At 54.1% G+C, this 11,229-nt stretch carries 10 protein-coding genes; 3 read left to right on the top strand and 7 right to left on the bottom strand.

The genetic code is table 11. From position 1 onward, the window contains the following. The first annotated feature begins 159 nt into the window (after window positions 1-159). Window positions 160-714: a peroxiredoxin gene (locus FJ147_09525; GenBank protein ID MBM4256123.1), complete on the top strand. Its 555-nt coding sequence runs from the start codon at window positions 160-162 to the stop codon at window positions 712-714. A gap of 96 nt (window positions 715-810) precedes the next feature. Here FJ147_09525 and FJ147_09530 read toward each other — a convergent pair whose 3' ends face one another. From FJ147_09530 to FJ147_09540, 3 genes are all read right to left on the bottom strand, one after another. Then, window positions 811-1,947, bottom strand: coding sequence for a GNAT family N-acetyltransferase (locus tag FJ147_09530; protein ID MBM4256124.1), 1,137 nt, complete (start codon window positions 1,945-1,947; stop codon window positions 811-813). A 41-nt stretch (window positions 1,948-1,988) separates the two neighbouring features. Next, window positions 1,989-3,170 carry an aminotransferase class I/II-fold pyridoxal phosphate-dependent enzyme gene (locus FJ147_09535; GenBank protein MBM4256125.1) on the bottom strand — a complete coding sequence of 394 codons (1,182 nt, stop codon included), beginning with the start codon at window positions 3,168-3,170 and terminating at the stop codon, window positions 1,989-1,991. A 98-nt stretch (window positions 3,171-3,268) separates the two neighbouring features. Beyond that, window positions 3,269-4,351, bottom strand: coding sequence for an NAD-dependent epimerase/dehydratase family protein (locus FJ147_09540; protein MBM4256126.1), 1,083 nt, complete (start codon window positions 4,349-4,351; stop codon window positions 3,269-3,271). Between the two features lie 124 nt (window positions 4,352-4,475). On the opposite strand from FJ147_09540, the gene FJ147_09545 reads away from it, so the two are divergent. Next, window positions 4,476-5,645, top strand: coding sequence for a fatty acid desaturase (locus FJ147_09545; GenBank protein MBM4256127.1), 1,170 nt, complete (start codon window positions 4,476-4,478; stop codon window positions 5,643-5,645). Window positions 5,646-5,670: 25 nt separating this feature from the next. Here the strand turns inward: FJ147_09545 and FJ147_09550 are convergent, their stop codons facing one another. Genes FJ147_09550 through FJ147_09565 form a run of 4 tightly spaced genes read right to left on the bottom strand, consistent with a single transcriptional unit; the run spans window position 5,671 to window position 9,991 of the window. Continuing rightward, window positions 5,671-6,645 carry a hypothetical protein gene (locus FJ147_09550; protein ID MBM4256128.1) on the bottom strand — a complete coding sequence of 325 codons (975 nt, stop codon included), beginning with the start codon at window positions 6,643-6,645 and terminating at the stop codon, window positions 5,671-5,673. A 5-nt stretch (window positions 6,646-6,650) separates the two neighbouring features. Next, entirely contained in the window at window positions 6,651-7,610 is a 960-nt protein-coding gene (locus FJ147_09555; protein ID MBM4256129.1) for a hypothetical protein, read from the bottom strand. Between the two features lie 3 nt (window positions 7,611-7,613). Next, on the bottom strand, window positions 7,614-8,696 hold the full coding sequence (locus tag FJ147_09560) for a hypothetical protein (protein ID MBM4256130.1): 1,083 nt from the start codon (window positions 8,694-8,696) through the stop codon (window positions 7,614-7,616). Between the two features lie 29 nt (window positions 8,697-8,725). Continuing rightward, window positions 8,726-9,991, bottom strand: coding sequence for a CDP-alcohol phosphatidyltransferase family protein (locus FJ147_09565; GenBank protein MBM4256131.1), 1,266 nt, complete (start codon window positions 9,989-9,991; stop codon window positions 8,726-8,728). Window positions 9,992-10,074: 83 nt separating this feature from the next. Between FJ147_09565 and FJ147_09570 the strand changes: the two genes are divergently transcribed. Continuing rightward, window positions 10,075-11,085 carry a metallophosphoesterase gene (locus FJ147_09570; GenBank protein ID MBM4256132.1) on the top strand — a complete coding sequence of 337 codons (1,011 nt, stop codon included), beginning with the start codon at window positions 10,075-10,077 and terminating at the stop codon, window positions 11,083-11,085. The last annotated feature ends 144 nt before the right edge of the window (window positions 11,086-11,229 follow it).

Raw genomic sequence — 11,229 nt, forward strand, 5'->3', positions numbered from 1 at the left:
TGCGCGGCATTACCCTGAACAAGACAGCCATGCGGACGGTCGAAGCGCGACTGGAGCGTCATCCCAAGTTGCCCAAGTGGGACATCTTCATCCGCCCCGCTACTCCTGACTGATATAGGGGGATTTTCTTTTCCAGAATTCGCCTAAGAGGAGGCTTGCATGACCCTGCGTCAATGGTTTTCTGAATATATGCTATCAGTGAGTGTCTCTTTGCTGTTGTCTTTAATCCTGACATGGAGTGACGCAACAGCCGACACGCCAGCCGTCGGTTCGCCGGCACCCGATTTCAGCCTCACCACCAACGAAGGCAAGCCCGCCAGCCTCAAAGATTATCGCGGCAAGTGGGTTGTGCTCTACTTCTATCCGAAAGACTTCACCAGCGGCTGCACCCTTGAAGCGCGCAACTTCCAACAGGATTTGGCAAAGTACGAAAAGATGAATGCGGTGATCCTAGGTGTCAGTGTGGATACCGCGGAATCACACAAAGAGTTCTGCGCGAAAGAAGAGCTGAGTTTTAAGCTGTTGGCAGACACCGATGTCGCCGTGTCAACGAAATACGGCTCGGTGATGGAGTACAACGGCGCAAAGTTATCGGCACGCAATACGTTTGTCATCGACCCCGAAGGAAAGATTGCGAAGGTATTCACCAGCGTGAAACCTGCGGGGCATAGTGAAGAGGTGCTGGGGTTTTTGACAAGTACCAGTAAGCACTAGAAGATTGTAGCAACGTCGCAACGAACGCTTTACCCCGTTCCGGTCTTTCCCCCGAGGACTGAGGGAAGGTCCCTTCAGCAGGGACATCACCTCTTGTTATGACGTTGTCGCGTTTGCCAATTGCTTCTCGTACACCCGATACGTCTTGTACAGTCGCGCTCCCATGCGTTGGAGAGCGCGGCGCATATCCCAGTTGTCCTCTAAGATCCACGAACACTCAACTACCGGATAGCCGTTTCTTGGCGCTTCTTGCCATAAGCGTAAGTACAACATCGCGTCGATCCCGCGTCGGCGAAATCCAGGTTTCAAGCCTAGTATCAACACCCGCGCACGAGAGATTTTGCGCCGGTACCAGAGAAACTTCACAATCCCAAAGGGCAAGAGTCGCCCATTCATGTGGCGCAGCACTTGATTGTAGTCTGGCAAGGCAAGGGCAAAGCCGATTGCTTCGCCATTCGCTTCTGCAAGTAAACAGAGATTCGGATTCGCCACCCACCACATCTGATCAGCAAAGGTATCGAACTCTGCCGGTGTCATGGGTACGAACCCCCAATTCCGCTCCCAGGCACTCTGGTAAATAACCGTCAGTTTTTCGACCTCTTGTTTGAATTGTTTGAGATTGAATGGGCGAATGACAATTTTCTGGTGGCGGAGCAATCTCTCGACCCCATGCACCAGTCGCGGCGGCGGTGTCGTGTCATCTAAGAGGTACGCCAACAGATCTTTCGCTTTGTGGTACTGCGCTGCCTCAAGCAACGGAGCGTAGTAGGGCGGATTATACGGCATCATCACTGTTGGTGCAGAGTGAAAGCCGTCGACCAACAACGCACATTCTTCATTGGTCGAAAAGTTCATGGGGCCACAGATGTGCTGCATTCCACGAGCAGCAACCCATTGCTCTGCAGTCGTCAACAACGCCGAAGCAACCTCGACATCGTCAACACTCTCAAAGAAGCCGAAAAACCCGGTCTTCTCCTCATGAAACTGGACATATTGATGATTGATGACCGCCGCAATACGGCCAACGACTTCCTCACCACGCCAGGCAAGAAAGTATTCGACCTCAGCATGCTGGTGAAAGGGGTGTTTGCGACGATTGAGTAGTTGTTTCTGATCGAAGAGGAGCGGTGGCACCCAGAAGGGATCGTTGCGGTAAATCTGCCAGGGAAGTTTGAGGAAGTGCTGCAAATCGCGGCGGTCATGAACTGGGACAATACGCACTGCCGTCGGCATGTTTTGTCCTCGCGCGACCGCCTTGGGGTTTACCCGTTGCGCTATACTGCCGCGCGTTGGCGAACACGCTGGGCAAAGGCATCTAACACGTAATCAATCTGCTCGTCTGTATGGGTAGCCATCATCGAAATACGCAGCCGACACGAATGTTCAGGCACGGCTGGCGGAATCACCGGGTTGGTAAAAATCCCTGAATCAAACATTTGCTTCCACAACACGATCATCTCGGCAAGATCGCCAATCAGGACGGGGATCACTGGGGTCTCGCTTTCGCCAATATCGTAGCCAAGGCTCTTGAGTCCTTCTTGCATACGACGAGTATTCCGCCATAACGCCTCGCGTCGTTCCGGCTCTTCTTCAATCACGTCGAGTGCGGCCAAGACGGTCGCGACCGAGGCTGGCGGCATACTGGCACTGTAAATGAGTGAACGGGCGTGATGTTTCAGGTAATGGATCACCGGCTCTGCACCAGCAACAACCCCACCAATCGAGGCAAGTGACTTGGAGAACGTTGCCACAATCAGTGACACCTTATCTTCTAAGCCAAAGTGCTGCGCCGTGCCGCCACCAAGTTCTCCGAGCACGCCAATCGCATGGGCATCATCAACAAGAATGTCGGCGTTATAACACTCTGCCAACGTCACCATGTCTGGCAGGTTCACGATGTCACCGTCCATGGAAAACACACCGTCAGTGACAATCAACTTGCCGGCATTCGCCGGAGCCTGGGCCAACTGCTGCGCTAGCGCACGCATATCATTGTGATGGTAGCGACAGACGGTACCATAGGCGAGGCGCGCACTATCAACGAGGCTCGCGTGGTTGAGTTTATCGAGAAAGATGTAGTCTCCCTTATGCGATAACGCAGAGACCACGCCGAGGTTGGTTTGGTAGCCAGTACTAAACACCAGGGCGGCTTCTTTCCCCAAGAAACGCGCCAACCGGTCTTCGAGTTGTTCGTGCAGGTCTAATGTGCCATTGAGGAAGCGACTTCCAGTACAGCCAGTGCCATATTTCTTGAGGGCAGCTTCAGCAGCAGCAATGACCTTCGGATGGTGAGTCAAACCCAGATAATTATTTGAACCCATCATGATTTTGGGTTCGTTACGAACAAGCACCTCAGCACCATCTGACGATTCGATAGGAATAAAGAACGGATAAAATCCAGCGGCTTGCGCCTCTCGGGCCCGAGTAAAGCGCACGCACTTATCGAGAAGATTCATTCCTTGCCCCCTCTCCGTAAACATCCACAGCTGTCCATTGGAACAACAGAGCAGCCTCCTGCAATTTCCTCATGCAGGCATCCCCCACACACCATTCCCTACAACCAGCCATGCTCGCGGTACCAACTCGCGGTTCCCACCAACCCCTGGGGCAGTGGAATACGGACTTCAAAGCCGAGGTCTCTTTTTACGGCTTCGGTTTCACATAACCAGCCAGGAGCAAGCAACTCTTCAGCCTTCTCCCGGTTAAAAATCGTCGCTCGGCCAATCATGGCAGCGCCGAGTTCACTTACTGCTGCCGCAGCTCGTATGCCCCATTGAGGAACGCGGACAGCTCGCACCTGCCGACCAACCGCTTTCGCCAGCCAATCGGTAATTTGTCCCCATGCGTACGGTTGCGGCTCAGCTACGTGATACACCCCACTCGCTTGCCCTGCCGTTACCGCACACAGTAAAGCATTTATCAGATCATGTACATGGATGAACTGAATCCACCGGACGGGACCGGTTGGGACCGGAAGAATTCCACGGGTCGCCATTTGAAAACAACGAAAAAGATCACGATCTCCAGGTCCGTACACTGCCGGTGGTCGTAAGATCAGCACTTCCATCTCATCTGCAATCGTCAGACATACCGCCTCTCCCGCCAGCTTACTGCGTCCATATGACGTGATCGGTCGTGGCACATCGTGCACGTCAACCGGCACCCCATCCAGAGATGGCCCTGCCGCCGCTAGTGAACTGACATAGATCAGTCGTCGTGGTCGTGGTTGCGCGCTACGCAACACCTCTACGAGATGCTGCGTCCCTTCCGCGTTTACTTGAAAGTATTCTTTTTCTGACCGCGCCCGCGTCACTGCCGCAAGGTGAATAACCGTGTCTACACCGCTCACGGCACGCTCAAGGGCAGCGGGATCGTCGAGCCCACCAATAATGCACTCAACACCACGTGCGCTCAGCGACGTGATGTTGCTGGTAGCTCGTACAAGAACGCGAGGTATACAGCCTTGCTCCGCCAATGCTGCAACCAGGTGAGAACCGATGAAACCGGTACCCCCCGTCACCAGCACACGACGGTCCTCCTGTACTACAGGACGAGAAAGCGGTTCTGAAGTGTCCACAGAAGTGTGTAGTAATATCCCTGCAACAATACTGAAGCCGGTAGATAACAGACTTCCCATGTTTTACAAGGGGCATAAGGCCTCTCGGTGAAAATTCTGCTGAAACATGGGGCAATTTGCCTCGCGTTTGGCAGTTGAGGACTTGCTCTTGAGTTTGTCTTATTTTTCCCGTTAGGTGAGAGCAATGGAGCAACATTCACAGACCCAGAACGACGCAGATAAAGAAACACGTCTGCTGACCGACCTCCGTCGTCAATTCGTGACTGCGTTTTTCCCAATTTCGTGGCTGTACTGGTGTGATCTGCTTCTGTCGACCTTCATCGGCTGGGGAGCTTTCGTTGTCGCCATGAACGCTCCGTTTCTTTCCTTCCTTTATATCGCGGCCACAACAACTGCCATTATCGCTCTTCTCCGAGCAACTATCTTTATTCATGAACTCGCACACCTGAAACGTGGTTCAATACCAGGATTCGAACTCGCCTGGAATCTGTTGGTCGGAGTTCCGTTTTTGCTACCGAGTGTGATGTATGACTCCCACGGCGATCATCATCGCCAGGCAACGTTTGCAACCGCACACGACCCTGAATACGCTCCGATTGCACAGTGGAGCCAGTTCCATATTTTCCGGTTTGTTGCCGGTATGATTTTCGTTCCGGCACTGCTCGCACTGCGTTGGGGAGTCTTCGGGGGACCGTCCCTCTTATTGCCACCACTTCGTCGTTTCCTGCTCACCCGAGCCTCATCGTTGGTCATCAACCCACACTATATGCGCCCACTTCCTCAGAGAGATGACCATCTTCGCTGCTATACCCTAGAACTCGCGACGACCCTCGCGTTCTGGAGTGCACTCTTTGCTTTTCTGTACGGCGCATTACCCCTGAGCTGGCTATGCCACTGGTATATCATCGGCGCGGGAGTTGCCATCGTTAACCAAGTGCGCACGTTGGCAGCACATCGGTATCAGAACGACGGTCGACAACTCACGACCGTAGAACAACTGCTAGACTCGATCAATCTGACCGGACTACCGTGGCTCACTGCTCTTGCCGCACCAGTTGGCCTCCGCTATCACGCCCTCCACCACTTCTTACCAACACTGCCGTATCACAGCCTTGGCGCAGTCCATCGTCAGCTTGTAGCCCAACTTTCCCCGGGGTCTCCCTATCGCCAAACCGAAGAACGGGGGATTTTTGCGGCTGTGCAGAAATTGCTGCAGCATCCTCTCTCACGAACTGACGTCACACCGTCTTTGGATCACAAGAAATCACACTCCCACATGTGTCACCCTGAGTGTAACGAAGGGTCGCTCAGAGAGATTCTTCGCTCCGCTCGCAATGACAATGGTAAGCGATAACGACAAAACACTCGCAAGCTCTTCTCTACCGCAGATCCCCCCGCAGCAGAAGCTTGATCAACACCGGCACGCCGAAGATAAAGGGATGTTTGCGCTGTCGGTCGGTGGCCTCAAGATTTTCACCGCGGTGGCGACCAATTTTCCACAGAACGTAGGGAAACCAGTCACCAAATGTGAAGGCCGACTTGGCCAGCCGTAAGAAATATATGCCCTTCGCGAAAGGCCGTCGCCAGTGCCAACTGAGGCGCGTGTACCACAATTGCAACTTGGGAATCGTCACATACCCATGCGCAGCATCCGTCCGCACCCACAACCACCCATGACGGGCAAGGTCGTGGAATGCCGCATCGGCGACACGGTGATAGCGTTGCGGCATGGTTTCATAGAGGGCACGAATCGTCCCCGGTAGTTCTGGGCGTAACTCCATGCGATAGCTTTCGCGAAACCCTAGTTGCCATAACTCTTCCAACGCCATCGGCTCAGTTTCTTCAGAGGCTAGCAATAACGGTGCAATGCGCGCCACCATCGTCATGATCGACTGTCCCACTGCTTCAATCACGACATGCTGCGCAGCCTCATCACGGACATACACCAGGCGCGCGGGTTGGCAGAACCGTCCCCACACGATTGAGTGCAGACACTGCGAGGAGGCAGCATGGGCAAAGTCACGGTATGAGATCACCGCATACTTCGCTCGTAGTGTGACATCGCCGCGGGATCGTTCCATATAAAAGACATTGGGAGGAAGAAGCGTATTCGACGATCGCAGAAACGGTGACGACCGATAGGCAGCATCGTACGAATCGACAAGGACATAAAAGTCGGCGACCTCGTTCTCTAACGCCCGTTTACGTAAACACGAGCCATAAAAGAGAATCGCTACCACTGTCGTGCCAAAGCGTTGGCGGATCGCATCAATAAAGACATCGACTTCCGCCGGTGCCGCCTGCAGCAATTCTTCAGTCACCATTTGTTTGAGAGACACAGGGACAATATCCATAGTTATTATGCTCGTACAAAATTTATCTGCTGTGCTGCTGAGAGTCGAACGATCCGGCCAGGCCGTGGCGCGAACATCTCCCCATCCAAAACTAAGCCACAATCAACTCGCAGTTCGATGTGGTTAACATTGTGGCTCGTATAGCCGACCTCTGGGGTAATCCAGGCAGGTGGGCGACCATATAAAATCCGTGGCAACACCAACGGTGGCCGCACCGCTCCAGCCGCGACAGCAAGAAAGCGTATGGGGGCGTTCTCACGTCCCCAGAACGGACAGAGCCGCAAGAAGAACTTGTCTAGCGTCGTCACCAACATCAAGATAAATTCTTTCGTCGGTAGCGGTTTCCCTTCCAGTACGATTTCCATCCGATCAGGCTGCAAAATACCGTCCAACGTGCCAAATGCCGCCCGCAGCACCAACCCGCCAGCAACGATCCCTGAACCCAAGACGCCTTGCGCTCGCCCTTCGGGAAACATGCGGTGGGTCAGTTCAATCGCACGCGGCAACAGACCGACACTGAACGACATGCCATAGTGCGTGACTCCATCTGGCTCAAGGTCCATACGCAGTACGGCGCGCTCAATCATTCTGCCATTGAGAGACCCAGGACTGCGAGTGCTGTCACGCAGCGTGGCGAGTGCAGCGACAGGGTTCCGCTGGCTGCCGATGTCCAGCGCAATCATATTTGTCCGTCCACCACGCAGTGGCACGATCGCTGGCATCTTGGCAAACAACTTGTTCCCTACAATTTCCGTCAGCACTCGCTGGAGCGTTCCATCACCACCGTTCACCGCTAAAATATCAATGTCTTGGTTTGCCAGTGTCAGGAGTGCGTCTTGGACATGTTCACCAGAGTTCGTCTCAACATGGGGGATCTCTGGACAACGAGCGAGAAACGCCAACATACGGGCAACGCGGCGCTGGCTGCGACCCGCGCGCAGGTTGTTCAATATGCCAATGCGCACGCGTTACCTCTGGAACAGCTCGGCTCTCGTCTGCAACAACGTAGTAGGGAGTGGACTCAGAAACGTCACCGCGGTTATGCCGTCGCCGAGTTTCGGCATTGACGCGATACTGGATGCCGCTTGCCACGTCATCTCAAACTGTGATTGCGCCCACACTCTCTGCGGGCGAAGATCAAGTGCCAGCGACACCAGATAGCGGAACGGACGGGGGAGATCGATAAAGGGATCGGCATGGAGAATTTGAGACTCTAATCGTATCTGCCCTGCCAGCTCGGCGTTCTTCAATTGCATCGCGCTCGGGACGCTGTATCCACGATCGTGCGTGCTCTTCAACTCACCATCGAGAGAGAGGTCAAAGTGCTCAGAAACATACTCGCGTTGACCCGGCAGTTTCATCACCAGCCAGCGTTTTCGCGCTCCGTTTGGTGCAGTGAGGTCAATGCCATACACAGGGAGCTGCTCCTGCAGGGTAAACATTTCGACTCGCCGCAAAACCAGAGAAGAACCTGCAGCATTCGTCCAACTATGCGTTACCGTCACCGTTCCTCGCACGCAAAGCGGCTCGGTCATTCCTTTGAGCCACAAGGTCCCTTCAATCGGCACGGCGAGCGCTAAGAGATCGAGGGCATAGCCTGGTGGAGCAAGTGTCGGCGACCACAACGGGCGGGCATCAGGAGTCATCTGTAAGTCTAAGCGCACGCTCCGTTTCGTCACTTGCATCTTGTACGTCGGCGAGTGCATATCGAGCAGACTCGTGCCCACTTCCATCCGCAGGCGATCTGGAGAAAGGGTCCAGTATTTTTCTGTCCGACCATTAGTGAAGCGATGGGGTTTTCCCTGCGGAGGGACAACATGGCCAAATACTGCTGCATTCCGATCGCCGAGACCGATATTGGTCATGATAAATTCAACAAACAGTAAGTGACCTGAGTCGAATCGTGCAGTAAATTCCCAATGCTCAGAGGCGAATTCGCCAGGGAGCACTTGGGCAGCCGGATTACCGCGTTGATTCTCGGCTAAACTGGCGACAGGAACCGTTAGTACATACAGCAACGGAAGGAAGAGCAACAATTGCTGCGAACGCATAGACCCCACTCGTCGCGGACCGCCACCACTCACGCCGCACTCTCCGGTTGGCGTTGCAGCTTGCCCATTGCCTCTGTCGCTAAAGCGGGTGACCCACTAGTGTCCTGCCACACTGCGGCGATGGACTGACCACGCAGGCGTTGTGCCAGCGCCTGCAACACGCGCACGGTATGAAACACAATCGACAAGAGGGTCCATAACGCCACCAGTACCAAGCCCACATCAGGCCTGCCCACAAGTGTCGCTGCAGATAGTAACAGCAAGTTCGGATTCCGCCGTGCAGTGATGGTGCGAAAAAACGCATCGATCGGCTGCCAGCAGTGGATCTCCATTTTGAATAACAGCATGAACAGCCCTTCGATCAGCCGACCGACGATATAGCCAACCACAGTAATCAATCCTGCAGGTCTGAGCCACGCAGCCACATTGCTGTCAGCACTGAGCGCACCACCATCAGGAGACAAGAGAAGCCCCATCGACCAGGCAAGATACCAAAACGGCGGATGCAGAATATCGAGTCCATGATCGAGCACGTGGCCAATGCGGCTCGACGTCAGCGTCACTCGCGCCAGCTTCCCATCTACGGTATCGAGAAACGTCATCAACCAGGCGAGAATTAAGCCAAGACCAAAGTCTCCGCGCAGGAACAACCACGTCACCAATACGACCAACACCCAACTCAAGAACGTGATGGCATTAGGCGTAATTCCAGTATTGGCACACCACCGAGTCACTACCCGTGCAGGGCGTGGCCACACCCACTTCGTCACCAGATCAGTGATACCTTTGTATGAGGCAGCAAAAATCCGTGCTTCGATCTCGGCAAGGTTCTCCGGTTGTACGGCAAACACATACGGTGGATCGGTCTTACGCAAGGTTGCGGTGTAGGCAGGAACCAAGTCCGTTGGGCGGACGAGATGCAATTCCGCAGCGTCCTCTCTCGCAAACGATCGGCTATTCAAGAGAGCGGTTGCGGTTGCCACATGAGGGGCAGTCACGTGCGCAGCAACCGTTTTTTCGCTATCGTTGGTCGTTGATGGTGTGACGAGCACCGTATCAGTTGACGTTACCAACGCTCTGACAAGTCGTTCATCAAATACGTAGTCGGAGCGAAAGAGAAGTAAAGAACCTGAGACAGGAACAGCTTCGAGAGTCGGACCGATGCTGATGTGGTCATTCGCAATTTCTGCGGCACATAAGGTCCGTCGCAAACGCTCTGCTGGTGTAATCCCCCACACGCGGACATGCACGTGCTGGGACTCTGTGACAATCCACGCATGCTTCGTTTCCTTCATCATCAGTGCCGTTCTTCTCCGTTCCAGTGCAGAGGTTGTATTATCATACGGGTAGACGACATGGTATAGGCTAAGATGCTCGTATGACTCACGACGTGTATACACTCGCTCATCTTTCAGATCTGCATGTCACTTCAGCCCGTGTGACCAATCCGCTTGTGTTGCTCAACAAGCGTATCCTGGGTTGGCTCTCATGGACCTTGCGACGACAGCACCTCTACCGCCCCGAAGTCTTGCAGACGCTCATCGCCGACTTACATCAGCAACCCCACGACTCGGTGGTTGTCACCGGCGATATCACCAACATCAGTCTTGAAGAAGAATTTTCTGCGGCAGTACCGTGGCTACGAAAGATAGGGACACCAGAAAAAGTCTTTATCATCCCAGGCAATCACGATGCGTATATTCCCGTGTCATACGAACGCTCGTGGAAACATTGGGAAGCGTATTTACAGTCGGATCAAGGGTTGTGGGAACCTTCGACACCAACCCTCTCCGCTCAGCCTGAGCGGAGTGTCAACGAAGTCGAAGGCCAAACGGCGAAAGCGTATTTGCCGTTTCCCACCGTTCGTATTCGCGAGCCAGTCGTACTGATCGGAGTGAACACAACTTTTCCGCCGGCGGCCTGGGATGCAGCGAATGGTTCCGTTGGTGCGCAACAACTACAGGAGCTCGAACAGTTACTACAGCGTTTCGCTACGACGGATCTTTGTCGTGTCGTGCTTATTCACCATCCTCCAGATGAAGCCGTTGAAGCTCGCCGTCGGTTAACAGACACGGCTGCCTTTTGTCAGGTCTTGCGAAGGGCAGGTGCAGAGCTGGTTCTGCATGGCCATCTGCATAAAACCGTACGGCGAAGCATTCCCGGTCCAACACACCCGATCCCTGTGATTGGTGTACGCTCCTCCTCCGCCATTGGTCATCGACCAAAACGTCGCGCTCAGTATCATTTGTACCGTATCGAACGGAACAACAATGGACAGAACGGCTCTCGTTTTCACATTCGTATGATCGTGCGCGCTTACAACCACCAGGCTCAGTGTTTCGTCGGCAAAAAGGAACTCACGTTGCAGACAGACGGAAGTTTTCGCTGAATAGGGTTAAGCCTCGACGGAAATACCACCTACCAACGGAAGAGCTTCGACCATAAAGAAAGGCCACTCTTTTCCTCCTCGGTCATGCACTTCTTGCATACGAATTGAGGCTCAGATCTCGCGCCTGATAGCACGGTCGCCTTT

Source organism: Deltaproteobacteria bacterium (genome assembly GCA_016874775.1).
Lineage (GTDB): Bacteria > Desulfobacterota > Binatia > Bin18 > Bin18 > VGTJ01.

Bases quoted from the DNA above. Each gene is read 5' to 3' on its own strand.
- FJ147_09550 (MBM4256128.1), bottom strand. From the start codon at position 6,645: ATGGATATTGTCCCTGTGTCTCTCAAACAAATGGTGACTGAAGAATTG.
- FJ147_09535 (MBM4256125.1), bottom strand. From the start codon at position 3,170: ATGAATCTTCTCGATAAGTGCGTGCGCTTTACTCGGGCCCGAGAGGCG.
- FJ147_09530 (MBM4256124.1), bottom strand. From the start codon at position 1,947: ATGCCGACGGCAGTGCGTATTGTCCCAGTTCATGACCGCCGCGATTTG.
- FJ147_09565 (MBM4256131.1), bottom strand. From the start codon at position 9,991: ATGAAGGAAACGAAGCATGCGTGGATTGTCACAGAGTCCCAGCACGTG.
- FJ147_09560 (MBM4256130.1), bottom strand. From the start codon at position 8,696: ATGCGTTCGCAGCAATTGTTGCTCTTCCTTCCGTTGCTGTATGTACTA.
- FJ147_09525 (MBM4256123.1), top strand. From the start codon at position 160: ATGACCCTGCGTCAATGGTTTTCTGAATATATGCTATCAGTGAGTGTC.
- FJ147_09540 (MBM4256126.1), bottom strand. From the start codon at position 4,351: ATGGGAAGTCTGTTATCTACCGGCTTCAGTATTGTTGCAGGGATATTA.
- FJ147_09545 (MBM4256127.1), top strand. From the start codon at position 4,476: ATGGAGCAACATTCACAGACCCAGAACGACGCAGATAAAGAAACACGT.
- FJ147_09570 (MBM4256132.1), top strand. From the start codon at position 10,075: ATGACTCACGACGTGTATACACTCGCTCATCTTTCAGATCTGCATGTC.